Consider the following 26,638-nt stretch of genomic DNA (forward strand, 5'->3'; position numbering starts at 1 on the left):
TTTAAGTGATTTTTGTGCTATCTTTGCAAAATGCTATCAATATATGACAATAGCACTCTTTTCAATGATTCTAATTCTAAGGTTGTCTTGTATGCTTTTGGATTCAATTTGTATTTATAACCATGTCTTAGGCTAGTTAAATTTTCTATTCCTAAATTTATCTTATTATCTATTAGTTCAGGTAAAACCTCTAATCCATTAAATCGCATTAACATTCTTACCGAATTGGTAGTTTCCTCAAAGAACGCAACTGTATCTTGTGCTGGAATTAAGATTGTTCCTAAACTTTCAATTAGTTCATCGTCATCTGCTTTTAAAATCGAAAAATCAAAATATTTCGAAAGAAAATATTTCGGACATTCTATTTCAAATTTAATATTCCTTTTTGCGCATTCTTCCTGAAAATGTTTATCATTTTTCAATAGGCTGAAAACATCTTGAATATATACTAATTCATTGTCGTACAAAGTTTCAAAATGATCAATAATTTGTAATTCAGTGATTATTAACAAATCTAATGATAATTCTTTTAGTTCAATAAGATCATAATCAAATAATTCAAAGGATTCTATATCCAAATAATTCAGATAGAACTCATCAATTATTCTATAGGCATTATCAATAATTAACATTATTTTATAAAATTTCAAATCAGATATATAAGCAAAATGAGTAATAGCGTTACGTATTTTGTTTATTTCCCTCATTGTTTCAACAGTACAAGAATCTTTTAAATCATATAGAAATTCGATTCTATTAACAGATTCTTCGTAGTTAATCGTTTTAATTCCGTATTTTTGAACTAACGAAACAAACTTATGCAAAGAACCTTTTAAACCTAAGTTTTCTTTTTCCTTTATAACTTTTAAAATATCATTCGACTTACTAAGATCAAATATTAATAAATCATTGTGGTCAGCTAAAATTGCTTTATTAAATATCTCTAAAGCATGCTGCAAGAACATTACTGTTACTTTTAAGTATGTACCCGCTTCAGAGTCGTATTTATTATCTATGCTTATATATTTTTTGTAATTTTCTAGTGAAAATTTATAAGAATCCACTCCATTTTGAAGCATCTTAAAATCCATTTTTATACCTCCTAAATATTACATTGTCACTAAAATAATGAAATAGGACTTGAAAAAAATCACTTAAAACCCAACATTTTAAGTGATTTTCCCAAGCTGTCCAGACCTTGATATTACTGCATTCCTACGCAATCATATCTTTATATACTACTCCACAGCCAAGTGTGTGAAAAGCCACTTTTGACAAGGCTGAACACCTCTTTCATTCAAATTCATAGGATATGGCAGACAGTGCGTATAATGGCGCTGTTTCTGCTCGTAAAATTCTTGGTCCTAATGACATAGTTTGAGCGCCTGCATGTAACAGCGCTTCTGACTCTTGACGAGAAATGCCCCCCTCTGGACCAAAGATTATAAGCATTGATTTCGACTTCTTATCATACACGTTTTTTAGCTTCTCCGCAAACCTTGTGCGCTTTTCAGCCTTTGCATCCTCTTCATCTGCAATAAAAACGGCATCGAATTGATCTATTTGTTGTAGGAGCTGTTTAAAGGTAATTGGTTCAAAAACCTCTGGGATATGTGTACGATGGGCTTGTTCTGCGGCCTCTTTAGCAATTTTTTGTAATCTTTCTTGCTTTTTTGCCCCTTTTTTCTTGTCCCATTTCACAATGGAACGTTCAGCTTCAAATGGCTGTAATGCAAACATCCCAAGCTCCGTCGCTTTTTGTGTAATTAGCTCTAGCTTATCGCCCTTTGGCAAGCCACAAGCTACTGTTACATAAATAGGTAGCTCTGGTGAAGGTATTGTTTGACCAGTCGCTTCAATCACGACCTCATCCCCTTCAAACCCTTCGATTGTACATATATGAGCGGTGTTTTGTGCAACAACAACGATTTTGTCGCCCTGCTTCATCCGCATTACTCGCTCAATATGGCGTGCATCTTCTCCGCTAATACGTGCATTTTCTATGGCTGTTTCAATAAAATAACGTTGCATGCTACACAGTCCTTTCTAGCAAGACAGGAAAACGCCAAATCACAAGCACACGGCTTACGATTTGGCGCTTCTTCAGTCAGGTTATAGCGGTCGACGAGCAATAATAGCTACCCAATCTTCCATTAATAATACTTCTTCAATCACAAAGCCTGAAGCTTCTAGTGCTGCTTTGACATCATCACGTTTTGCCCCGATAATGCCTGAAGTGACATATAATCCACCTGGTTTCACAATTGTAAATGCGTCGTCAGTGAAGGACATAATGATTTCGGCCAAAATATTAGCCACCACCACGTCTGCTGGTTCTTTGACAGTATCTAATAAGTTACCATGGAATACCTCTACCTTATCTTCTACTTTATTCAACGCCACATTTTCTTGTGCCGAACGTACAGCTACCTCGTCTAAATCGAGAGCATGCACACTTTTAGCACCAAGTAATGCTGCACCAATAGATAATACACCGGATCCTGTACCGATATCGACAACTGTATCCTCTTCTTTAATGACCTTTTCAAGTCCTTGTAAACACATCACCGTCGTTGGATGTGTACCTGTACCAAAAGCCATACCAGGATCTAATTCAATAATCAGTTCATCTGTTGAAACAGGTGTATAATCCTCCCATGTTGGTACGATTGTAAAGCGTTCAGAAATTTTGACAGGATGGTAGTATTGCTTCCAGGCAGTTGCCCAATCTTCCTCATTGACTTCAACAATGGAGACAACATTTTCACCGATATCAATGTTAAAGTTCGTCAAGTTTGTGATGGCTGCTTTAATTTCTTCGACCGTTTCATTTAAAAAACTAGACTCTGATAAATAAGCTTTGACAATGACGCCATCTTTCGGAAAATCATCTTCATTTAGCGCATAAATTTCACCATATTGATCTTCACGTGGCTTCGCAAATTCTGCAGAATCTTCGATGACAACACCACTTGCACCTGCTTCATGCAAAATATTCGAAATTGCTTCTACCGCTTCATTTTTTGTATGAATGGATAATTCAGACCACTTCACGTAGCTCTTCAGCTCCCTCTAATTATTCACCTTGGAATTTTTTCTTAATTTTATCGAATAGTGAACTACCTTGTTCTTCAGGGATATCGCCACTAATTTCAGCAAATTCTCGTAGTAATTGCTTTTGCTTTTCTGTTAATTTCTCAGGTGTCATGACTTTGACCGTTACATACTGATTCCCCATACCATAGCCATGAACATTTTTAACGCCTTTATCTTTAAGACGGAATTGGGCACCTGACTGTGTGCCAGCTGGGATACGTAATTTGACTTTACCATGCACTGTAGGCACTTCAATTTCATCTCCAAGTGCGGCTTGAGGGAATGTCAACTTCAACTCGAAGTAAATATCGTCCCCATCACGTTCAAATTCTTTATGCCCTTGAACACGGAACATAATATATAAATCCCCTGCAGGACCACCGTTAATACCTGGTTCACCTTGACCCGATACACGAATTTGTTGTCCATCATCCACACCTGCTGGAATCGTCACTTTAATTTTCTTGCGTTTTTGAACTTTTCCTTCTCCACGACAAGTTGAACATTTTTCTTTAATGATTTTACCTGTACCATGGCAAGTCGTACATGCACGACGGTTCATCATGCGACCAAACGGTGTATCCACTGCTTGGTTGATTTGTCCAGCCCCATTACATGTCGAACATGTTTCTGGCTGTGTGCCTGGCTTCGCTCCTGAGCCATGACATGTTTCACACGTTTCATCTTTCGGAATTTCTATTTCTGTTTCTTTCCCAAAAATAGCTTCCTCAAATTTAATATTCATGCGATATTGTAGATCATCGCCTTTACGTGGCGCATTTGGGTCTTGACGGCGACCACTACCACCGAAGAAAGAGCTGAAAATATCCTCGAAGCCGCCAAAGCCGCCGCCTCCAAAGCCACCACCAAAGCCCGCATTCGGGTCTTCATGACCAAATTGGTCGTAGCGTGCTTTTTTCTGGTCGTCGCTTAATACTTCATATGCTTCAGCGATTTCTTTGAATTTTTCATCTGCACCCGGCTCTTTATTAAGATCAGGGTGATATTGTTTTGATAATTTACGGTATGCTTTTTTAATTTCATCTTTAGAAGCTGATTTTGTTAAACCAAGCACCTCGTAATAATCGCGTTTCTCCATGATTCACACTCCGCTCTGTTTGCATAAAATCTATTGTAACATGCAGTTGTTAAAACTGCCTTATTTTTTCGATTAATCATCCCATAAAATTGAGGTTTTCACTTCCTAGCAGCTAACGTATGCAACTATTCCATAAATGGTGTCATTTACGTGAAGCGATCACAACATCATGACAAAAGCCAAAGCCGCAAGCGGTCTTTGGCTTTTTCACTTAACTGTGTTACTTCCTATTTATCATCTTTTACTTCTTCGAAATCAGCGTCTACAACACCGTCATCTTTTTTACCAGCGCCAGTGTCTGCACCTGCGTCGCCACCTTGAGCCGCTTGAGCTGCCGCTGCCGCTTGCTCATAAACTTTCATCACTAGTGGCTGTAATACGCCTTCTAATTTTTCTTTTGCTGCTTTAATGCCTTCTAATTCACCAGCTTCAAGCGCTTTTTTCAATTCATCACGAGCGTCTTCAACAGATTTTTTCTCATCTTCTGTAATTTGCTCGCCTAAGTCAGCAATTGTTTTATCCACTTGGAATACTAATTGGTCTGCTTCGTTGCGAAGATCTGCTTCTTCTTTACGTTTAGCATCCGCTTCAGCATTAGACTCTGCGTCTTTTACCATGCGTTCAATTTCTTCCTCTGATAAACCAGAATCAGATTGAATCACAATTGTTTGCTCTTTGTTTGTACCAAGGTCTTTCGCTTTGACAGATACGATACCGTTTTTATCAATATCGAATGTTACTTCGATTTGAGGTACACCACGTGGTGCTGGTGGAATATCTGCTAATTGGAAGCGACCTAATGTTTTATTGTCAGCTGCCATTGAACGCTCACCTTGTAGAACATGAATATCTACTGCTGGTTGGTTATCAGCTGCTGTAGAGAATACTTGTGATTTAGAAGTAGGAATTGTTGTGTTACGGTCGATTAATTTTGTGAACACGCCACCCATTGTTTCAATACCAAGTGAAAGTGGTGTTACGTCAAGTAATACTACGTCTTTTACATCACCTGTTAATACGCCACCTTGTACAGCAGCACCCATAGCTACTACTTCGTCAGGGTTTACACCACGGTGAGGCTCTTTACCAGTTTCTTTACGTACCGCTTCTTGTACTGCTGGAATACGCGTAGAACCACCAACTAAAATAACTTGGTCGATTTCAGAAGTTGAAAGACCTGCATCAGATAATGCTTGACGTACTGGTCCAACTGTACGATTTACTAATGGTAATGTAATTTCGTCAAATTTTGCACGAGTTAAAGAAATTTCTAAGTGTAAAGGACCTGCTTCACCAGCTGTAATGAATGGTAAAGAGATTTGTGTTGATGTTACACCAGATAAATCTTTTTTCGCTTTTTCAGCGGCATCTTTTAAACGTTGCATCGCCATTTTATCTTTTGATAAATCAATACCGTTTTCTTTTTTGAATTCAGCTACTAGATATTCAATAACCGCGTCATCGAAATCATCCCCACCCAGTTTGTTATCACCAGCTGTAGCTAATACTTCAAAGACACCGTCACCTAACTCAAGGATAGATACATCAAACGTACCGCCACCAAGGTCAAATACTAATACTTTTTGGTCTTGGTCTTGTTTGTCTAAACCATAAGCAAGTGCAGCGGCAGTTGGTTCGTTGATGATACGCTCTACTTCTAGACCTGCGATTTTACCAGCATCTTTTGTAGCTTGGCGTTGTGCATCATTAAAGTAAGCAGGAACTGTAATAACTGCTTTTGTTACTTTTTCCCCTAAGTAATCTTCTGCATAACCTTTTAAGTATTGAAGAATCATAGCCGATACTTCTTGTGGTGTGTAATCTTTATCTTCTACTGTTACTTTATCAGCTGTACCCATTTTTGATTTAATAGACATAATTGTATTAGGGTTTGTTACAGATTGACGTTTCGCTACTTCACCAACTTGACGTTCACCATTTTTAAATGCAACAACAGATGGTGTCGTACGGTTACCTTCTGGATTTGGAATTACTTTTGGTTCTCCACCTTCAAGTACAGAAACGCAAGAGTTTGTTGTTCCTAAGTCAATACCAATAATTTTGCTCATTAAAATTTCCTCCTATTATGTCAACGCAAGGGATGCGTTTTCTAACTAATTTTAATTGACTAAATAGTACAAGGACTATTCGTTCACAGATACCATTGTTGGGCGTAAAACACGATCCTTTAAGATATACCCTTTTTGGAGCTCGCGTAAGACAACACCCGTCTCTTTTTCACTATCTTGTTCTTGCATAACAGCTTGGTGAATAGTTGGATCAAATTGCTCACCTTCAGCTTTAATGACTTGTAGACCTTCTTTTTCTGTCGCTTCAATTAAAGAGCGGTACACCATTTCAATCCCTTTAATGATGGATGCAGTTTCTTCAGAAGTTGTCTCTACTTGTAGAGCACGCTCAAAATTATCAAGAACTGGCAATAAGTCAGATAGTAGGTTTTGCGCACGGTACTTCTCAGCAGCCTCACTGTCTAACTGATGACGACGACGCATATTATCGAAGTCAGCACGTAGACGTAGGTGACGATTTTCCTCGTCATCTAGCTTTGCTTGTAGCTCAGCCAGCTTCGCCTCATACTGTTCTTCAATAGATAATTCTACTTCTTCTTGAACTTCTGATTGTGTTACTTCCTCTGCTGTCGTTTCAGCTTGTACATCTTCTTGTACTAAATCTTTGTTTTCCGTTGTTTCCGTCACTTGAATCCTCCTCATTATCATTCACTACGATTTTTCATAAAGGCTTGTGTTAAATCCAAGCGCATTATGTCTAATAAAGCCACGACACGCTTATAATCCATACGTGTTGGGCCAATGATAGCAATGGCTCCCTGTTGGTCATCACCAATGGAATAGGTAGTGGTAATGACACTGCAATTTTCCATTTCTAATTGTTTATTTTCTGAGCCTATCCGAATATGAATACCTGATTCGTTCGGATGGAAAAGGGACTGCACTTGGCTAGTCGTCTCCATCAAGTCCAAAATCATGCGAACTTTATTTAAATCATGGAATTCTGGTTGGTTGAACATATTCGTTTTCCCACCATAGAAAATTTTACTTTCTGAATTATGCATTGTTGCTGTTACGAGCGCGCGAATAAAATCATCCGCTGATCTAATATGTTGCTGTAACACGGCTAGCACTTCAGCTTCAAGGCTTTTATGGAGATCTTCTAAGGATACACCAATCAGGCGATCATTTAAGATATTGACCATTTTCTCTAAATCAGAAGCGGTAAAATCTGGCGGTAAGTTGAACATGCGATTTTCAACATGCCCATTATTCGTTACGATAATTGCTACTGCTGTATCGCTAGAAAGAGGGACAATTGAAAATCGTTTGACACGATGCCTTTGAACATCAGGTCCTAAAAGTATGGAAGTATACGATGTCAGCTCCGATAGAATGTTGGCTGACTTTCGGATAATATGCTCTACTTCTACTAGTCGATCATTAAAAATTGATTGGATTTGTTGAATGTCCTTCGAATTAATGCCTTGAGGACTCAACAAATGATCTACATAAAATCTGTAACCCTTTTCTGAAGGCACTCGACCAGAGGAAGTATGTGTTTTCTCTAAGAAGCCTAATTCCTCTAAATCCGCCATTTCATTTCGAATAGTGGCTGGACTAAATGTAATCCCTTGTTTTTTGGAGATTTGGCGAGAACCTACCGGCTGTGCAGACACAATAAAGTCGTCTACAATGACTTGCAATATCTGTAACTGCCGATTTGTTAGCATGATTATCACCTCTGTTAGCACTCGACTAAGAGGAGTGCTAATACTATTATTAAGTTATCAAATCCCACATTTTATGTCAACGATATCGCTCAATCTTCTAGCAAAAATTGTTGAAAAACTTCATTGCCCACAAAACGTCCTTTTCTAGTTAGACGAACACCCACCTTATCTTGTTCTAAAAGATCTTTTGAAACTAAATCTTTTATAACAGTCTCATAATGAGCAGCCATTGGTGTTTTAAATTTTTCTTCATATATAGTGTGCATAACCCCCGCTGTTTTTCGCAGCCCTAAAAACATTTGTTCTTCTCTTTTTTCCGCTGGAGATACTTCATGTTCATGAACAATAGGTAGCTCATTTACAAAAACAGCATCCATATATTTTCTTAATGGACCATGATTGGAGTAACGTATGCCCTTTAAATAACCATGGGCACCCGCCCCAAACCCTGCATATTCATCATTATCCCAATAAATCTTGTTATGCTCTGAATGGAAGCCTGGTTTTGCAAAATTACTAATTTCGTATTGTTGAAGTCCATGTAAAGCCATTTGCTGCATCAACACATCATACATATCTGCTTCGAGATCTTCCGTTGGTAAATACAACTTGCCTTTTGTGTATTGATTATAAAAAATCGTTTTTGGCTCTACAATAAGAGAGTAGGCAGAGAAATGGGGTAAATCAAGGGCAAAAGCTTTGTCTAATGAGTCCTTCCATTGAGCCATCGTTTGCCCAGGTAAACCATACATTAAATCAATGCTAATGTTTTGAAAGCCAATTTTTCTAGCCAAAGCGATTGTTTCATAAACATGGTCATTACTATGAGTGCGTCCAATCTTCTGTAACAGCCCTTGGTCAAAAGATTGCACACCCATGCTTAGACGATTGACACCACCATCAAACAACACTCGCAATTTTGCCGCAGACAATTCATCCGGATTAGCCTCTGATGTAAATTCTGTCACACTCTCCATCGGAATATACGTATGAATATACGTTAGTAGTTTGTCCAATTGCTCCGGTGATAAAGCAGTTGGTGTCCCACCTCCAAGAAAAATCGTTTCGATATTACGAAAATTGTCCGGATATTTTTGTGTGGCAAGAGCCATCTCTTTACCAAGTGCTTCTATATATTCATCCACTGGTTGGTTTTTAAAGTAAAATTTATTGAAATCACAATAATTACAAATTTGATGACAGAAAGGAATATGAATGTAAACACCTCGTGCCATAGCAATCCCTTCTTTCTCGTTAAGTCTTTTCCATTTCTACATTATAACGAATCAATAGAAGGAACGCTATGAAACCATCTAGCGAGTTTTCCATACATATCTGCAAGGGTAGCTTCCTTGTCATTTAGTTCTAGAAAAAAACAAACTGCACTCCGATTGTTAGCCCGTTTCTAACAAATCGGAAGTGCAGTTTTTCATATATAACAAATGACTACAACTTTATTCTTTTTTTATTTTGATGCCGTCAGCAACTTTACTGCCATCCTTCTTGACAGGAATTAATGTATAATTTTTTTCTGTTAAATAAAGTGCATCTACGCGACTTCCCCACTTTGTCCCCTCTTTATTTAATGGATAGGGTGTAGCAAAGTTCCATGATTGTCCTGCCTTTGATTGGATTTTAAAATAAACTGCATCATTGACAATGCTTTGATCGGCATGAAAATAAATCGTTGTTGAGATGGGTGTGGAGACAACTTTATCAATCGTTATTTCCTGTTGATCGACATGATTGACTTTTTTATTAATCACAAAGATTTTTCGATCTTCTTGTAATTGTTCCTGAGAAGCCTCTACCTGAAATTCCCAAGGTTTATCAATCGGTGTTTCTACATTCCAATCTTTATAACGAATAGCTAATGCTAAATCTTCGTCTGACGGAAAATCATCCATTTTGATACTATTGTATATGGTATATACATTTTTAGACTGGACAATGGATTGACCTCCATTACGAACCATATAATCTTTCCCATTGACGAGTATTTGAGGGAAGAAAAATATTTGGTGTTTTGGTGTAAATGCTTTCACAGGCTCAAAGGTAGCATTCAGTAAAATTTGATTGTCATCAATAATCACTTCATTTAACGTTAAACGCCCTAAGCTATTGCTTGCTGTCTTCCCCACCTCTGTTTTATAGGCTTCGAAATCCACATCTCGATTCCACCACAAATACAGCAATGATCCACTAACGACCATCAATAAAAAGATAACAACTATTCCTCGTTTTTTTCTGCGTCCTCGATTTTCCTTATCCAAATCCACTACTCGCAGTATATCATTGGACAACCGTACACCTCATTTTTATAAATATCGTTATAATTCATTGTAGTTTGTAACAAAGCATTATATAACCTTGTTTAAAAGCAAGACAGGACGAATCCATTATGTATAAAAGGAATTTTTACATTCCTTTATGCTGATGACGAACTTTGTTGGCCATTTGCATTAAATAGTCCACAAAGAGATCATCTCTTACTAACCACACCTCATAATTTCGCTTTAAAAACCACTCCGCTTCATGAAAGCTAGCAAAGTTTTGCGCTAATGGCGTGTTATTCTTTTCAATCCCCCAGTCAATATCGTCGCTTGAAAAAAGAATAAACACATCCTCTTGCTGATTTTTATAAAATGTTCCAAATGAAGAAGCCTTTAAATTATAACGATTCCTTTTGGCATCCTCTGGAATAGGCTCTATGTGGAAGGTTGCCAATACAAACTGTTTGTAGGCTTCCATCGTTAAAGAGCAGCCCGCAGCCTTTTGATGTCCGCCTCCACCATAAACAGCGGCAATAGCTGACACATCTATATGGTCATGAACCGTTCGAAAGGATATTCTTTTACTGCCCATATTGATCATCGCAATATAATCAAGATGCATGTTTTCCTTACCTAATTCATTACCAAGCTCAGAATGATAGGATTCTGCATAAACAACGCCAGCATAAAAGTCGCCCAAATTGGTTTGCACAAGTTCTCGTTTCTTCCGCCGAATATAACGCTCTATTTTTTCTTCTTCCATACTTAAAATTTTCTTTTCAAATTCATCAAAATCAAAGCGATCACTTGTTTTTAAACGATCCAGCATTTTCTCTTCAAATTCTTCAATGGATACTAGAAAAAACAGTGCATTTAATCGTTGCGCTTGAAAATTGCCGTTCTTTTCCCATTCCCATGTATCATATTGTCTTACTAACTCTACGAATTCTGAAATGGCGGCTGTTTTTTCTAATAAACCATGGGTCACCAAGTACTGATACAATAAAGAAGTAGCGGACGTTAAATAGCCATGCTCATCTTCAATTAAAACCTTTCCCCATTCATACTGATTGAAATGCAGCGCTGTTTTATGATGATCCAGCAATTGTACATTCCCAGTTGCCTGATAATAGTCCTGAATCCTTTTTTCATTTTCTTCGTTTGGAGAAAGATCTGTAATAAACAAAAATGTTTTCTGTTGATCATTCTCCAAAAAGAATTCTATTTCACGGTCAAGTGCCGTAATAGAATTGTAGCGTATCCTTACCTTATCGTTAAAAGCAAGCTTTGCTAAAATCCCACACCCTACTCCATCTAAATCATTATGTGATAATAATTTATACATCTCTTCACCTCCCATGTAGTATGGTTATTTTTTTGTGATTCAAACAGAAAGTGGTAGCTAAAAATTGCAGTACGGACAAAGCGTCATTGAAATTGGATTCAAGTTAACATACATTTAAAACATGATATCGATCTGGACAAAGAGAGGAGTCTGTTCATGAAACGGAAACTAATTACTATTGGCATAGTTCTTCTACTAATGTGTGCTTTCGCATTTTCAGCTTATAAACTAATGAACGCTCGTAACTATCAATTGTTTGGCAATATTACTTCTCATGTTGACACACAGGAAAAGGTGGCTGCCCTGACATTCGATGATGGACCAACTGACAAGACAGACGCTATTTTAGCGTTACTAGAAGACTACCAAGTAAAAGCAACGTTTTTTCTAATTGGACAGGATATTGAGAAGCATCCAGAAGAAGCAAAGAAAATTGCAGTAGCAGGCCATCAAATTGGCAACCATACGTATTCGCATAAGCGTATGGTATTGAAAAGCCCTTCCTTTATTAAAAATGAAATAGAAAAAACAGATGCACTCATTGCTAGCATTGGCTATCAACAAACACCTTTCGTCAGACCACCCTATGGTAAAAAACTAATCGGCTTTCCCCATTATTTACATAAACATCAACGTGAGACCATTACATGGAACTTAGAGCCCGATACGTTCTTTACAAAGGCAGAGGAAAAAATAAATTATGTGAAAGAAAATATTCAACCAGGTTCTATTATTTTAATGCACCCTATGTACGACCATACAGACAATGAATTACAGGCAATAGAAGGCATTCTTCAAACGCTTATTGATGAAGGCTATACATTTGTTACGATAGAAGAACTTTTACAATATCAAAAATAATCACCCCTGTTGCCAAGAATCTGCATCACCTTTCATGCAGATTTTTTTAGTTAGAAAGGATTAGATTCCCTCTCTTTTTCTATGACCTAAACATTATCTAATTTATAATTTCTAATCTTCCTCTCAATCTCCATATCCAATAGCATGTTCAGCTTATAAACCCCATGGCATAAAGGAAAACAACTTATTTAGAATCTATAAATTGAAGTTGGATTTTTCAGAAATGTTAATAAATATTTTTTCAGTAAAATATAATCACCATCTCTGCTAAAATATGCTATTATACCTTTAGTATAATGTCCTATTTTTATTATATTAAAAATAGAGGAAATATGAACTATAAAAGGATGATGATTATGCAAAATATCCAACAATTATTCCAGAGCGAAGATGGAAATATCCAACAAAGAGAGAATTTTTTATCCCTATTAGAGAAAATTGTTTCCTCATTAGATGAATTAAAAAATCCACATAAGACAACACTTGGTCCAATGAAAGAGCGTTCTGCTAATTTCTATCAAGAGCTGATGCAAGAACATCAAGTGCCAACTACAGGGGTTGGGCTCGATCAAGTTGTAAAAGAAATGACACAATTAATGCAAGGACATCCTTATCATACACGTAACTTTGTAACCAATGTTTTACCAATGGCAAGCATCCCAGGTGTATTAGGTCAATTTACAAATGCCCTACTAAATGGCAACAATTTATGGGATGTTTATGGTCCTGCTGCCGCTGAGTGTGAGGTCAAAGTAGTGGCTATGATGTCTAAATTAGTTGGCTATGATTATACGAAGAGCTTTGGTTATACAACATGGGGTGGACAAGGTGCCGTTTTCAGTGGACTTCGCCTTGCCATCGCCAAACAATTTCCACATGCCAAAGAAGATGGTGTTCCGAATAACTTATATTGCTTTGCTTCAGAAAACGCACATTATAGCCTTTTAAAATCTGTTGAGGCCGTGGGCATTGGCAGTAAACATTTAGTACGTGTAAAAGCTGGCAAAGACCACTCAATGGATGTGGAAGACCTACGTATTCGTATGACAGAAGTAATCGAAAATGGCGGTATCCCTGTCTATGTAGTGGCTACTACAGGAGCGACTGATCAATTTGGTATTGATGATATACAAGCTATTAAAGAGGTTACTACAACGCTTGAGAAGAAGTACAATTTACAGCCAGTACATATTCATGCTGATTCGGCTTTAGGTGGTTTTTATGCCTTCTTCAATGATTATGATTTCGAAAAAAACCCTCTACAATTTGAAGGCGATGTCGTACAAGGCTTACGACATATCCATGACCGCATGCAACATCTAGCTATGGCAGATAGCCTTTGCTTTGACTTCCAAAAGCTTGGACAAACACCTTATTTAACTAGCTTATTCTTAATTAAAGAAGGTAACAGTTTACAGCTATTAGATATTGAGGACTTCGATACACCTTATGTGGGCAATCGTGGTTACGGTTCATACCATACTGGTTATACATTAGAGTGCTCTCGTATGGGTAGCTCCATTGCTATTTTTGCTGCTCTCCAAGCATTCGGTAAGGAAGGTTATCAGCAACTATTAGCCAACTATGTACGTGTGAATTTAGCGTTCCGCACACAATTAGCTGTGAAAACACCAATGCTACAGGTCGTTAATGACACAAATATTGGTCCAGTTACAGCCTTTCGCTTGTATCCTGATGGCTTCAATTGGCAGGCTGAACAAGCTGGTCATTATACACAGGATCAAATCGAACACATTAATGGCATCAATGCATCATTCTTTGAAATTATAGGTGAAGGTCGTGATGATGTATTCTTCGGTGATACAACACGGGTTTGTACGGTTAGCACGAGTGATACAACACAGCATGTTCCCGTTGCAGCGGCAAAATTCTTCTCTATTTCACCATACACAGAGACAGATCATATCCCAAACATGATTCATTTCTTACAGCAAAAGCTAACAGTATTGGAGGCGTCTCACATTGCGTATCGTCACTAAATTTAAAAGTTCTTTACTCTATAAATATATAGCCAGTTTCACCATTCCAATAGCCATTATTTCATTGCTATTTAGTGTTGTTTTATTCGCGGTTTCTTACCGTATTATCGACAATTTTGTCATTAAACAATTCGAAACTACTTTAGAGATCACATCGAATACGATTTTTGAAGATCTTGAGAAAAATGATGTAAAAGCGGCGGATAACGGTAGCTCTGACAATTATAAAAAACTATTAGATCAATTAAACGCTACGGTTAAAAAGTTTGATATAGAAAACGCCTATGTGCTTTCAAAAGCCAATGGTAAGGAGCATATCGTGGCATTAAGTAATACTGACAATCATCAGCAAGACTATGAATTTAGTGATGAAATGCGAAAAGCCGTCGACACACAAACCATTCAAACAAGTGATATATACAAAGATGAATATGGTATCCATAAATCTATTTTCATCCCATTTAAAGATACTGATATTATTTTTGGTTTAGATATGGATGCTTCCTTCATTTCTAAGCTACAAACAGAAACACTTTGGATTTGTATTATTCTAACCGTTGTTTTTGTGATTTTTGGTATTATCGTTGCTTACTTTATTAGTGTAGGTATTACGAAACCAATTAAAAAAATGACTCGCTATGTCGGTCAGGTTGCACAGGGAGATTTAGCCGTCGAGCCTCTCCAAATAAAAGGTTCCAATGAAATTGCCCAGCTATCATCAGGCATTGAAAATATGACGGAAGATTTACGTACATTAATTCAGCAAATAGCTCAAAATGCTGAACAAGTGGCGGCCATGTCAGAGGAATTAACTGCAAGCTCCGAGCAAACAAGTGCTTCCATACAGCAAATTACATCTTCTATGCAAGAGGTTGCAGTGGGCTCAGAAAAACAAACCTCTTCGATTGAAGAAGTGGAAAGCCATATTACAACCATCTCTAGCAAAATGACAGAGGTTGTCACAAGCGTAACTGGTGTGACAGAAAAGGCATTCCAGGCATCTGCGATCTCAGAAAAAGGCAATACAACGATTCAAGATGCTACAGAAAAAATGGCCGTAACATCCCAAGCCATTCAAGAATCAGCAACTGTCGTTGAACGTTTAAGCACATACACGAATGAAATCGGGGATATTGTAGCATTGATTACCCAAATAACGGATCAAACCAACTTACTTGCGTTAAATGCTTCCATTGAAGCAGCGCGTGCAGGTGAGCATGGCAAAGGCTTTGCAGTAGTAGCTGAGGAAGTACGTAAGCTGGCCGATCAATCTTTAGATGCTACAAACAGTATTCGAACACGTATCGAAACCATTAAGGAAGAATCGGCTCAAGCCGTAAAATCGATGGCTATTAGCAGCAGTAATCTTGCGGAAAGCTCCACAACATTTAATGCATCAGGAGAAGCATTTGCTGACATCTATAGCCACGTCACATCACTTACGCAGGAAATGGACCATGTCAATAACATAATGTCCAATATCAATGAAGGCGTGAGCAGCATCGCGATCTCTGTTGAACAAGTGGGCGTAGTAGCTGTGCAAGCCTCAGGCAATATTCAAAACGTTGCTGCTGCTTCTGAGGAGCAATCTGCAAGTATCGAGGAAATCACAGCTTCTTCGAATAACTTAGCAGAAATGGCTCAACAGCTTCGCAATATCACTCAAAAATTTAAGTTATAAAATTAAGAATCCGCTATGCTCCTTTTCGGCATAGCGGATTTTTCTCTGCATAAAAAATCTCCTACCAAAATGGTAGAAGATTAGGCAATAATATTTTTCACAACTTTTGAGATAACTGCACCTTCCGCTTGGCCTGTAAGCAATGGCTTCGCAATTTTCATGGCTTCTCCCATGTTCATTCCTTTACCAACACCTGCCGCTACTAATTTCTCAGCAATCGCTTCTTCGGATAATTGCTTCGGTAAGAAAGATTTCAAAAGTGTCAATTTGGCTTCCTCTTTTTCAATCAAATCTACTCGTCCAGCCGTCTGTGCGCCTTCTAACGCTTGATTCGTTTGTTTGACCTCTCGATGAATAATGGCTATCTCTTCTTCAGCGATTAATGCTGCTCCCTTTTCTTTTTCAGCAGAATCTAAAGCTGATTTCAAAAGAGATAATACACCCTTTGCTAAAGTATCTTTCTCTCTCATTGCCGTTTTTAATTGTTCAAATACTTCTGTTTTTAACAATGATCTCACTCCTTCAAGCCATCTATATTAGAAAACATTATACCATAAAATACCTCAGAACATGACAGTCAGTGCCTCAGTCAAGCAAATAAGCATCTGCTAATTTTACTTGATAATGCAACATCCCTTTTAACTCACCTCGATAAGAAAAGACCCCTTGCTGAATTAATTGACGCAGGCGATATTCAATCCATTCCGCTTCTCTATACTGTTCCATATGCCCTAGCACTTCCCCAATGAGTCTAGCCGCCATTAGATATGGAGCTTCTTCTTGGTCTTCATGTAATCGTTTAGCACAGGCAATGATCCAGTCATCATCTACATTTTCATTGTGATGACTCCAAAGTTCATTGTATTCCCAGGTATGTATACAGTAGTCATCCATTAACATCTTTAATCCTTCTTTAGATAAAGCCTGCTGTACTGATTTTTTTAATGGGCGTCCCTGGTATTGCTCATAAATATGAAGTACATTCTCTACACTGACCTCTCCAGAGGATCTTGGATAATTGTCCTCTGCTAACTGGGGGAATATATGCAACTCATGGAATAACTGAAAAGTATCTAATACATAGATATCATTTGGTTTCTTTTCTAGCATCGCTAAGACAAGTCGAAGCCCTATTTGTTCATGGGCATTTTGACAAGTCCATATGATTATATCTTGATGTGGCGGAATAGATTTTATTTTCTCTACGGCTTCCTTCACCTCGCGCTCAAAAATGGCCAATCCATCGTCTTCTATAAAATAGCGCTCTTGTAGCCATTGAAAACGAGCTTCAATCCCTTCACATAGATGTAAATCTTTCAAAGGACCAACAGAAAAATTACCAGGCATAACGATGATTTCTTCCGTTTTCACGTAGTTACTATTGCGAAATGCAGCCTTCAAACTCCCTCCAGGTGAATGACCAAACACAATATGAACCGTTTCGATCGTTGAAACATCCTGCTCCTCATTTTGCTGCAATAAAAACTGTACCATATCGTCCTTCGACTGTTCATTCATTAAAGTCAAAAAGAGCATAGACTTCGCATCAGCCTCACTCATTCGCTTTACCGCCATTTTTAATTTGTTGACATGTTCCATTATCTAAACTCCTTTGCACAATGGCTTGTATCTTAAATTCCCTTTCCATAAAAACAGTTACTTCCATCATACCGCAATTTCCTATTACCTTAAATTACTAATTTAGTTTTTTATGGAAAGAAAGGATAAAGAATTGCCCTATTTATGTAAAGGTTCTATTCTTTTAAGCGAGGGAGACTTCTTTAGGTAGATTATTTACTTGTTGGAGCGGGGTCATCCTCTTTATGAGCAGATTAACGACTTTCTCATTGTTGGAGCGCATTCACCCTCAATAGAAAGAAAAAAACTACTACCATCAATAAGAGCTTACAATAAGTTCCTTAACACTGAAGGTAGTAGGGTTCTTAATCAAAATTCGTTAAAAAAATCTTTCCTTTATTAGTAGCTTCAACGGCAGCTATTGCCTGGTGTATGTTCACTAGTGGGAAATGGTCCTGTACCTGCATCATTTTTAACGAATCCGTATGTACCATATTGACGAGCTGTTGCATAGTTTGCTGCCATTTTTCGATTGGTGTTTGGCGTTGCCAGTGGCGCAAATGAAACATCATCGCTTGTACCTTTGCTTCCCTTACAATGTTTGTCCAATTTACCTGTATTCCCGATAAAAGACCGATGGCTAAAAATTTCCCACCAGGCTTCACACAGTATGCAAGTTGATTGCCCGCCTCCCCACCAATCGAATCAATCGCTGCATCAGCACCTCTGCCATTTGTTAAAGCCATTATCGTTTCATGAAGTGGCATCTTAGAAGTATCTATGACATAGCGGGCCCCAAGCAGCTGTAATTCTTCCGTATGCTGATGACTTCGTGTGACAGCAATAAGCTGAAAACCTAGTAATTTGGCAAATTGAGCATAGATATGTCCAATAGCAGAGCCACATGCATTCACTACTAGTACATCATTTGATTGTAATTTGAGAACTTCTGTACAGGTGACGAAGGCTGTTATCGGATTAATATACATTTGTGCTGCAGTAAAATGATCCATCGTAGAAGGAACAGCTACAGCAAAGTCCGCCTGAGTCTTCACCATTTCCTGCCACGTGCCCTCTCCTCGTAGTGGCAAGACTCGCTGACCAATGCGCTTTGGAGAGATAAGTGGCCCAACATCTTCAACGATTCCAACGCCCTCATAACCCGGAACAGTTGGTAAAGTGATTCGGTGGGCATATTTTCCCCAAATCGGTATTAAATCAGAAGGGTTGATGGGTCTTGCTAGCATACGCACGAGAATTTCTTGACCTTGTGGAGGTGTAATCGTTTTATTTTCAATCCTTAACACCTCATGTGGATTTCCAAATTCATATAGTTTAAGGCATTTTGCTTTCAACGATTCTTGCTCCTTTTTCTGATTAATTCTAGCTCTGTATAATCGTTCTGATACTCGCTCCACTTAGGTATGCCCATCTTATCTTTTTTGACTGATGGTCAATTGACCTTTTTCATCTACAAATAATTGTAACATATCGTTTATTTCGATACAGATTGGACTGATTACTGCTTTCTTATCAGAGAAATACCAAAGTCGTTCACTTGGTCCTAATAGAATATTGGCTCCATCTTCGTAGTTACCTAAAAAATGAAGAGCATCTGGTTGGATTTTCTGATCATTAATAGGTTTAATAGCATATTCATTTAATTTTCTAGCGGCTGCTAGAATGTCGTCGGTCGTTACATTGATTTCACCAATCTGTAGCACTTGCTCCATAGAAAAATAGGCTGTATCCTGTTCTGGATTTACTTCCTGCCTCGCAATAAATTCTAGTATATTGCCTTCAGGATCGTAAAAATAACAAGAGTAAGCTTTTAAAAAATCAAAATACACTTCATCCTGCCCCTCTGAAGTAAGCAAGCCAACACGTTCTTTGGCCCAAATTTTTGCCTGATAAAATAAATTTCTTGGAATATTTAATGCAATATGATATTGCTTTTGAATCGTAGTGGGCACTTTTTCAAAAGTCATCTTACTTTCACCAACTGCTATTGTAAAATAGTCACCTGTACTTTCTAATAAGGCAAAGCCTAGCTGGTCGCTATAAAATTTCTGCATCTTTTGTAAATCGTGAACAAATAGTTGAACCTTCGTAATTTTCATCTTCAAGCACCCCTTTGCTACTCCCCACTATACAAGCAAATATATGATATGGCGTCATGCAAAAGAATGAAGTTCCCTTCGGTCCATTTTAAGTAATTCGTTATCCCTATTATTTACAAAAATCATGTAATGGTTCATTCGATAAATTCAGCTAAGCTAATTTTCTTTTTTTGATAGTTTGCACGAATATGCTGGAGCTCGTCTTCTAACCTTAAAGCACCCGCTTCAACTCCTCTATAAATTAATAGTGGAGGCTGTTCTAACATCTCTCTTGCTCGCGAATAATCACAAGAGAATATTTTCTTAAGTAACAATAATGTCTTTAGCTTATTTTCCCCATCTCCTGTTATAGTCAGTTCATAGTAAGTAGTAGAGTTGTCTTCAGGCAACATCTCCTCTAAACCAGGCGGAATTAGCACACTCTCAAGAAACATGATTAGATTGTCATAGGCCATTGTGAAATCCCAACAGCCTGTCCCATGAAGAGCAGAAAAAATTGCCGTATCCCCTCTTGATAAATCCAAACAATATGGATCTCCTTCATCTGTTGCGATGACCAAATAATTGTGCGGCCAATCCAGAATCACCTCTTCTGTCACTGGATTATAATGATAGCCTTCCTGCCCACGCATTAAATCTCTTGCTCCATAGATCTGTAGATTTATATAATCACCCGTATTCCATGTAACCCTTTCAACGACATAACGCCTTAAAAAATAGACATATTCCGTTGGTAATGACCACTGACTGTCTACAAATTGGCTAATATCCTCCTCGATTTGATTGTGAAAAAACATAGGGTAAGCTGAATCCCTCTCTTGAATACCTTGGATAAAACTGCGCATTTGCTCTAATACTGCATCTAGTTTCTCCTGCAACTCTTTCAACTGCATTCCCTCCTTTCGTTACCTAGTGTCTTTCTTTATATTTTAACATATTCCATCATTAACCAATTAAGGTGAACATGTTATAATCATTAAAATAGACTGGTAGTATGCATAACGTGCTCAACAATAACGGATGGGGGCTATCTGTCATGTCACAATATGCGAACGAACAGACAGTACAATAAACCAAGGTGGCACAAGGAGAACAATGTCTGAAAAAATTAGCTCATCTGGTGAATATCCAACCCTCTATTTGCTATAGAGAGTTGCTTTGGCATACTGAAAAATATGATGCCTCCTATTATTGGCTACAAGCTTGCACTTGATCGATTAACCGCAGTACAGGCAGATATAGATGTTGACGTGCAAAGAGCTCATACCTTATTAAGCCAAAAATCACCAAATACGAAGGAGCGTAAGAAAATTTGAAATTACTCATAAGACGTCCCGAACAATCGGACATACAAACATTACATCAATTCTTTTTCCACGTCATTCAAGATACTTATGCAAAAGAAGGGATTGCCGAGCTAGTGGACGATCAACAGCGTGAATGGGCAATGAAAAAGCAGTATGTCGCAATGGACATAGAGAGCCAAGGCAAAAAAAGATTTTTCTGGGTAGCTGTGGACGAAGCAACAAATGACATAATAGGAACGATCGAATATGGGGAAGCCAACGAGATCATTCAACAAACGATTAAAGAAGATCTTTCCCATTGTCCAGAAATCGGTACCGTATTTGTTCATCCGGACTATCAAAATCGTGGTATTGGCACCAGGCTATTACAGAAAATGCTAACGACGTTGGAAAAACAAAAGGTGCATAGCTTTTGTTTAGATAGTGGATATAAACAGGCACAAGTCATCTGGCAGAAAAAATTTGGACAGCCTGACTATATACTTGAGCACTTTTGGGGAACGAATAGCCATCATATGATTTGGCAACGAGTACTACCATTGCGAGAAAAGAAGTAAAAGATGTCTTATCAAATCACACAAGAACGACATAAGAAGAACAAAGCTTATGTCAATAACATGCTTTATGAATACAATGTAAAACACTTTCCAAAAGATTTACAAGGTCGATATCAGGAAATTAATTTATTTCTAACTGATAGCAATGGTCACGTTTATGGTGGCATACTGGGTGAAATTTGCTGGAATTGGTTAGAAATACACACGCTAATGGTAGACAAAAAGCTTCGTGGGTTAGGGTATGGATCAAAGTTGTAGCAAACAATTGAACAAATTGCCTTCAACCATGAATGTGATTTCATTAAAGTTGACACGCTTAGCTTTCAAGCGTTAACATTTTATGAAAATCATCATTATGAAATTTACGGGACTCTCGACCATATTGGCAGAGATTTTAAACATGATTATTTAAAAAAGACGCTACGATCTGATCTTTAAAGGGGAGATATTATGAAGGTCCATCAACGATTTTTTTGGATTAGTATTTTACTACCTGTATCTCTCTATTTTTCGTGACCTATCAACAGACAACTTTTGGAGGACCGATTCCATGGGTACGTTATATCGGAGAAGAAGAAGTCTCAGCCCTTTCCTATTTCAACCCCGCCGTCCTAGTGAAAAGCCATTATCATATGTTTCATTCTTTATGAATGTCTGTATAATCTATCTCACTTTAGCTTTAAGTAAAAACTTTCTGCAATTAGTTAAAGAATAAATCGTTTGTAGTGCCCATACTTATTATGTTTGGAGGGAAATGAAATGTTAAAATTCATTGATGATTTAGCTGGTGCGGTTTTCGATGTTTTTATGTTATTTTGTTATTTCTTTGCAGGCGTAATAATTGTAGGAGTCCCTATTTTTTTATTGGCTAAGTTCTTCCTATTGTTTCATTAAATTGCCTACAAAGAGTATTACAATAAAAGGGATCTCTATTTCAATAGCGATTCCTTTTATTGTTTTATGGTGCTTCACCTTTCTCGGCAGACAATAAAATGGTCAGGATTTTTTTAAAATGTAGAAAATCTATTTATCTTTTACTAAAATTTTCCCAAAATGTACATGATAGCTACAAAATATAAAAATCGCCAAGAAGCAAACTACTTAGGTGCAGTTTAACTAGAGAAAAAAACAGGGAATGCTACAAAAAAATAGCATTCCCTGTTTTTGAATAGTTGTGTCTTACTTCGAATCATCCATCTTCAGCACAGCCATGAATGCCTCTTGGAGTATGGCAGTATTAAAGTGGATTTTTTATATCTTTTCATATCCGACAAACCTTTAGTTATCAAGGGTTTGTCGGCTTTTTTATCGTATTATATTTTTCTTTATCCACTAATATTTCATGTTTATTCGTTGAACACGGTGGCATGAAGGCGGAAAAAACGTTGAAGATCACTCATCACGGAGTGGTCTTTTTAGATTTGTGCATAACTCAACATTAGCATTAGATGGTTTTAATGGATAATAAAGGAAACATCTCTTTTAAGGTTTCATATTCTGATATGAGTTTATCTCAAATAAAGTGAAAAGGGGTTATTATTTGTATCCATTTAATTATATATATTCACCTGTTTCCTACGGTGGTTGTGACAGTATGGCTCTAAAGGTAGAAAAAAAATTAGTTGGTCGATGTGCATATGCTCCCACCTATTGTCCTGAATATCCTCATTGTTTAGATTGGTACGAAGATGGAAGTTGCGATTGTAATTATTGTTGTGTAGCATACGAACGTTCTAATTATGTGCATAATGATATAAGATTAGTTCCGCAAATGCCTGCATACATTGCAAATTCACTTGCATATTACAAAAAATCACAAGACCAAAATATTAACGCACTAGTTCCTATTGTAAATAGTTTAATGCAAGGAATAAAAGTACCCTTACCTTGTAACGACGACCCGAACAGTTGCAATCCACCTTACAATGGTGGGTTTCAAACTAATAATCTCTTATCTATTGTAGACCAATTAAAGGGTTGTGTAGGAAAGTGGGCTTTATTTTATTGGAAACCAGGGTCAGGAGGACCATTCATCCTAATAGCAATTCAAATTGTTTCATTATTAGAAGATCGTGCTGGAAATGTATTTAAAATGTATTACCTAGAAGATAAAGATCCTACTCCCTATGAAATTACTATAGCAAGAATGGTGCAACTGGGAATAAAGGCAGTACAATGCTAATGTAACGGAATTTATTTATATTTAAAATCCCTTTTTATATTTTTCATTGATTAATTGAAAATTTTCAAAAATATACTACCTTTCCAGCAAAATTTTTATTCTAGTCTAATTCATTTGTATCTGATCATCACGTTCTTTCAACCAGTTATACTATGGTACTAGACGTCCTCTGAGTGTTTCGTTCACTACAGAGGGTAGTGCTCAATAGTCTTACTATAAGCCCCTACAAATACAGCTTTTAATGTACTAGCAACTGTCAGTACAGCTTCTTTAATATCCAATGCAATTTTGAATAGGACGTTTTTAGCTTTAATGAAGTCAGTTATACTTTGAATTTGAGTAGCTAAAACAACTTTGTTTAATTCATCTTTCAAGTTATCCGCTAATGGCAGCGAGTATATGAAATCAAACAGCATTTGCTGATACTCATTCATGTACTCTTTTTTCTTTTCAACTTGCAAAGCTAATTCATTTTTTAATTGGAGAACAATCCGCGCCGTTACTAGCTTCATCGAATGTCTCTCGATGTTTCACTGTAGGGTAAAATGCGATAAATGCTAGCTTCTTTGATACCGTTAAGCTTGGTTTGCTTCAGTTTTCAATGATGTTTATGCTAACCAATTTCTTAATTGCCCGCATTACCGTACTTCAAGATGTTCCAGTTTGTTCGGCTATCGTTTTAGCTTTTAAGTGACAAGTACCTGGATATGCTAAAGATCTGTTAGTTAAAGTGAAAACGATGGCTCGCTCTGATTCTGTTAAATCATAATAATGTGATGCCATATGGTCTTCTACACTCTTATCCATATCTGCTACTGAATCAAATATTGTATATTGTGCTAAGTATTCGAATGCCATTTGTATTTCACCTCTTCCCTATGAATAAACAAATTATTAAATTTCGTTATTTATTGATTTTAGTATAAATTATTAAATTCATAGGTTTGTGTATAATGGGATTTAAAGAGGATTTAATTAAAGAGATGAAATCATGGAACTAACAGTAAAATTAAAAGAAATGTTAAACGAACAAGGAATGTCACAAGCGGAATTAGCAGAAAAGACAGGATTAACACGTCCAGTGATTAGCAAACTTGCAACTAATAGAAGAACCTCGATTAATCGTGAACACATCACTAAAGTTCTACAAGCTCTAGAAATTACAGATATGAACGAGATGTTTGAGATTAAGTAACAGATAACTAAATAAAGTTGTCTGTTTTTTTGCATGTACTTCATTACTAAATTCCCTAAAACGGAAATACAGAGGGAATAATTATTTATGTCAAGTAAATTATTAACATTTATTGCACTACTATCTGTACTTACTTTAGCGGCATGCGGCAGTAATAGCAACGAAGCTTCAATTATATTATTTCAATAAATAGTCACTACCACGAGGGGCTTTTTTTATTAAATATACACGATATTTATTATGGTAAATAAGTATCATATTGGTTAAAGTTGTTTTTATAGGTTATTTATAATAGCCTTGTTAATTTAAAGGAGGATACATAAGTGGTTAATTTATTTAAGAAAGGTTTTATTTTTCTATCATTAATTATGTTAGCGTTAGTAAATTTTAATGTTGAAAATGCACAGGCTGAGGATGTATATTCAGAAAACTTAATTCCAAAAATGAATTCAAATGAATCAGAATTTGGTAAAGCTTCATCTTCGAGTAACTATATTAGTACACCAAGTTGGCTAGCATTCGATGGTGAACTAAGTTATTATAAGACGGATTACACTGCTTGGGCAACTACCGAAGAAACAGGTTGGTTAGCCTACGAATTTACTACTCCAAAAGCAATAAGTAAATACGTAATGCATAATAATGGTACCTCTCCAACATTATTCCCAAACACATGGACTTTTGAAGCTTGGAATGGTTCGGAATGGATAGTATTAGATTCTCAAAATAATGTTACAAAAGAGGATTGGGTGAAGAACTCCGAACAAAGCTTTACCTTTGATAACAATACTTATTATAACAAGTATAGAATAAATATCAGCAAGGCTAACGGGGCATCTGGTACTGTCAGAGCTGGAATATGCGAACTTCAAATGATGGAAAAGATTTCAAACCCATCTGAACCTAACACTCAATCCATCACATTAGACAGAAATTTATTAGAACTTCTAGAAGGTAGTCAAGATAAGTTAATAGCAACGGTTACACCTGATACAGTAAAAGTAATTTGGTTATCAAGTGATGAATCAATTGCTACTGTAGATCAGGATGGTAATGTCACGGCCCTTCACGAAGGCGAAGCAATAATTACTGCCAAAATTAAAGGTACTGATAGTGCAGCCACTAGTACAGTAATTGTTAAGAAACCAAACAATGAATTTTCAAATGCTATTTTAAGCATTACATTAGTAAACGGTATAACAAAAGAATATGATGTAACGAATACAGTTTTAAACAATTATTTAAATTGGTTTAAAAGTGCACAAGGTACATCAACGTTCAAATTTTCTAAAACAATTTCACCTTATAAAAAGGTAACAGAATATGTTGTACATGATAAAATTGCTTCATTTGAAATAAGAGAATATTAAATTTAAAAATGATCAGGTACTCAATTGAGCGCCTGATCTTTATTTTGGTGACTGATTAATAAATTTTCTACCTGAGTTTTTAGTGCCATATTAGCATACCTAAGGACCACATCATTGCCTGCCATAGCTACATGCACAACAATAAAATATTCGTCTACCCTTTCCATTAAATTGATTACTAACTTTTATTTATATATACAAACCATGTCGA

General features: G+C 36.9%; 25 protein-coding genes and 1 pseudogene. 9 read left to right on the plus strand and 17 right to left on the minus strand.

The features are described 5' to 3' along the window. Positions 1 to 17: 17 nt before the first annotated feature. The 10 genes from NV349_RS15130 to NV349_RS15175 all read right to left on the minus strand — a co-directional run bounded on the left by NV349_RS15130 (position 18) and on the right by NV349_RS15175 (position 11,576). Positions 18 to 1,091, minus strand: a complete 1,074-nt coding sequence (locus tag NV349_RS15130; RefSeq protein WP_271910444.1) for a hypothetical protein — start codon at positions 1,089 to 1,091, stop codon at positions 18 to 20. Between the two features lie 202 nt (positions 1,092 to 1,293). Next, positions 1,294 to 2,031: a 16S rRNA (uracil(1498)-N(3))-methyltransferase gene (locus tag NV349_RS15135; RefSeq protein ID WP_271910445.1), complete on the minus strand. Its 738-nt coding sequence runs from the start codon at positions 2,029 to 2,031 to the stop codon at positions 1,294 to 1,296. Between the two features lie 81 nt (positions 2,032 to 2,112). Further along, a complete protein-coding gene (gene prmA / locus NV349_RS15140; protein WP_036121686.1) occupies positions 2,113 to 3,054 on the minus strand; it encodes a 50S ribosomal protein L11 methyltransferase in 942 nt (313 codons plus the stop codon). Between the two features lie 22 nt (positions 3,055 to 3,076). Further along, on the minus strand, positions 3,077 to 4,195 hold the full coding sequence (dnaJ, locus tag NV349_RS15145) for a molecular chaperone DnaJ (protein ID WP_036121690.1): 1,119 nt from the start codon (positions 4,193 to 4,195) through the stop codon (positions 3,077 to 3,079). A 227-nt stretch (positions 4,196 to 4,422) separates the two neighbouring features. Further along, positions 4,423 to 6,264 carry a molecular chaperone DnaK gene (gene dnaK / locus NV349_RS15150; RefSeq protein WP_036121693.1) on the minus strand — a complete coding sequence of 614 codons (1,842 nt, stop codon included), beginning with the start codon at positions 6,262 to 6,264 and terminating at the stop codon, positions 4,423 to 4,425. Positions 6,265 to 6,339: 75 nt separating this feature from the next. Further along, a complete protein-coding gene (gene grpE, locus NV349_RS15155; RefSeq protein WP_058844753.1) occupies positions 6,340 to 6,912 on the minus strand; it encodes a nucleotide exchange factor GrpE in 573 nt (190 codons plus the stop codon). A gap of 17 nt (positions 6,913 to 6,929) precedes the next feature. Then, the gene (gene hrcA / locus NV349_RS15160; protein ID WP_058844752.1) at positions 6,930 to 7,958 is read right to left on the minus strand and encodes a heat-inducible transcriptional repressor HrcA; all 1,029 of its coding nucleotides are present in this window, start codon (positions 7,956 to 7,958) and stop codon (positions 6,930 to 6,932) included. 89 nt (positions 7,959 to 8,047) lie between these two features. Further along, the gene (gene hemW, locus NV349_RS15165) at positions 8,048 to 9,193 is read right to left on the minus strand and encodes a radical SAM family heme chaperone HemW (RefSeq protein ID WP_058844751.1); all 1,146 of its coding nucleotides are present in this window, start codon (positions 9,191 to 9,193) and stop codon (positions 8,048 to 8,050) included. A 219-nt stretch (positions 9,194 to 9,412) separates the two neighbouring features. Next, on the minus strand, positions 9,413 to 10,261 hold the full coding sequence (locus NV349_RS15170; RefSeq protein WP_271910448.1) for a DUF4179 domain-containing protein: 849 nt from the start codon (positions 10,259 to 10,261) through the stop codon (positions 9,413 to 9,415). 115 nt (positions 10,262 to 10,376) lie between these two features. Then, the gene (locus tag NV349_RS15175; RefSeq protein WP_271910450.1) at positions 10,377 to 11,576 is read right to left on the minus strand and encodes a DHH family phosphoesterase; all 1,200 of its coding nucleotides are present in this window, start codon (positions 11,574 to 11,576) and stop codon (positions 10,377 to 10,379) included. 156 nt (positions 11,577 to 11,732) lie between these two features. Between NV349_RS15175 and NV349_RS15180 the strand changes: the two genes are divergently transcribed. The 3 genes from NV349_RS15180 (at position 11,733) to NV349_RS15190 (ending at position 16,118) form a co-directional block, all read left to right on the plus strand. Then, on the plus strand, positions 11,733 to 12,437 hold the full coding sequence (locus tag NV349_RS15180; RefSeq protein WP_036121717.1) for a polysaccharide deacetylase family protein: 705 nt from the start codon (positions 11,733 to 11,735) through the stop codon (positions 12,435 to 12,437). Positions 12,438 to 12,793: 356 nt separating this feature from the next. Continuing rightward, on the plus strand, positions 12,794 to 14,437 hold the full coding sequence (locus NV349_RS15185; protein WP_089933511.1) for a pyridoxal phosphate-dependent decarboxylase family protein: 1,644 nt from the start codon (positions 12,794 to 12,796) through the stop codon (positions 14,435 to 14,437). Next, positions 14,421 to 16,118 carry a methyl-accepting chemotaxis protein gene (locus tag NV349_RS15190; protein WP_036121723.1) on the plus strand — a complete coding sequence of 566 codons (1,698 nt, stop codon included), beginning with the start codon at positions 14,421 to 14,423 and terminating at the stop codon, positions 16,116 to 16,118. Before NV349_RS15185 ends, NV349_RS15190 begins: the two co-directional genes overlap by 17 nt. 80 nt (positions 16,119 to 16,198) lie before the next feature. Here NV349_RS15190 and NV349_RS15195 read toward each other — a convergent pair whose 3' ends face one another. The 5 genes from NV349_RS15195 to NV349_RS15215 all read right to left on the minus strand — a co-directional run bounded on the left by NV349_RS15195 (position 16,199) and on the right by NV349_RS15215 (position 20,703). Further along, positions 16,199 to 16,627 carry a GatB/YqeY domain-containing protein gene (locus NV349_RS15195; protein ID WP_089933508.1) on the minus strand — a complete coding sequence of 143 codons (429 nt, stop codon included), beginning with the start codon at positions 16,625 to 16,627 and terminating at the stop codon, positions 16,199 to 16,201. 76 nt (positions 16,628 to 16,703) lie between these two features. Beyond that, positions 16,704 to 17,717: a DUF1835 domain-containing protein gene (locus NV349_RS15200; RefSeq protein ID WP_271910454.1), complete on the minus strand. Its 1,014-nt coding sequence runs from the start codon at positions 17,715 to 17,717 to the stop codon at positions 16,704 to 16,706. Between the two features lie 344 nt (positions 17,718 to 18,061). Continuing rightward, positions 18,062 to 19,051, minus strand: a complete 990-nt coding sequence (locus NV349_RS15205; RefSeq protein WP_271910455.1) for a zinc-dependent alcohol dehydrogenase family protein — start codon at positions 19,049 to 19,051, stop codon at positions 18,062 to 18,064. 78 nt (positions 19,052 to 19,129) lie between these two features. Beyond that, positions 19,130 to 19,816, minus strand: coding sequence for a VOC family protein (locus NV349_RS15210; RefSeq protein WP_036121737.1), 687 nt, complete (start codon positions 19,814 to 19,816; stop codon positions 19,130 to 19,132). Between the two features lie 134 nt (positions 19,817 to 19,950). Beyond that, positions 19,951 to 20,703, minus strand: coding sequence for an SMI1/KNR4 family protein (locus NV349_RS15215; protein ID WP_249646114.1), 753 nt, complete (start codon positions 20,701 to 20,703; stop codon positions 19,951 to 19,953). A 425-nt stretch (positions 20,704 to 21,128) separates the two neighbouring features. On the opposite strand from NV349_RS15215, the gene NV349_RS15220 reads away from it, so the two are divergent. The 4 genes and pseudogenes from NV349_RS15220 (at position 21,129) to NV349_RS15235 (ending at position 23,862) form a co-directional block, all read left to right on the plus strand. Continuing rightward, positions 21,129 to 21,680: a GNAT family N-acetyltransferase gene (locus NV349_RS15220; RefSeq protein WP_036121742.1), complete on the plus strand. Its 552-nt coding sequence runs from the start codon at positions 21,129 to 21,131 to the stop codon at positions 21,678 to 21,680. A gap of 3 nt (positions 21,681 to 21,683) precedes the next feature. After that, positions 21,684 to 22,118: pseudogene (locus NV349_RS15225) on the plus strand (GNAT family N-acetyltransferase). Positions 22,119 to 22,439: 321 nt separating this feature from the next. Further along, positions 22,440 to 22,574, plus strand: coding sequence for a hypothetical protein (locus tag NV349_RS15230; RefSeq protein WP_004226973.1), 135 nt, complete (start codon positions 22,440 to 22,442; stop codon positions 22,572 to 22,574). A gap of 646 nt (positions 22,575 to 23,220) precedes the next feature. Further along, positions 23,221 to 23,862, plus strand: a complete 642-nt coding sequence (locus NV349_RS15235; protein WP_271910459.1) for a hypothetical protein — start codon at positions 23,221 to 23,223, stop codon at positions 23,860 to 23,862. A gap of 185 nt (positions 23,863 to 24,047) precedes the next feature. Here the strand turns inward: NV349_RS15235 and NV349_RS15240 are convergent, their stop codons facing one another. Beyond that, complete coding sequence (locus tag NV349_RS15240) at positions 24,048 to 24,374, minus strand: hypothetical protein (RefSeq protein WP_036121752.1); 327 nt, start codon at positions 24,372 to 24,374, stop codon at positions 24,048 to 24,050. 136 nt (positions 24,375 to 24,510) lie between these two features. Continuing rightward, positions 24,511 to 24,720, minus strand: a complete 210-nt coding sequence (locus tag NV349_RS15245; protein ID WP_036121755.1) for a hypothetical protein — start codon at positions 24,718 to 24,720, stop codon at positions 24,511 to 24,513. Positions 24,721 to 24,853: 133 nt separating this feature from the next. On the opposite strand from NV349_RS15245, the gene NV349_RS15250 reads away from it, so the two are divergent. Further along, the gene (locus tag NV349_RS15250) at positions 24,854 to 25,057 is read left to right on the plus strand and encodes a helix-turn-helix domain-containing protein (RefSeq protein ID WP_271910460.1); all 204 of its coding nucleotides are present in this window, start codon (positions 24,854 to 24,856) and stop codon (positions 25,055 to 25,057) included. A 323-nt stretch (positions 25,058 to 25,380) separates the two neighbouring features. After that, entirely contained in the window at positions 25,381 to 26,427 is a 1,047-nt protein-coding gene (locus tag NV349_RS15255; protein WP_036121760.1) for an Ig-like domain-containing protein, read from the plus strand. Positions 26,428 to 26,638 lie beyond the last annotated feature (211 nt).

The sequence above is a fragment of the Lysinibacillus sp. OF-1 genome (assembly GCF_028356935.1).
GTDB classification, from domain to species: Bacteria; Bacillota; Bacilli; order Bacillales_A; family Planococcaceae; genus Lysinibacillus; species Lysinibacillus fusiformis_D.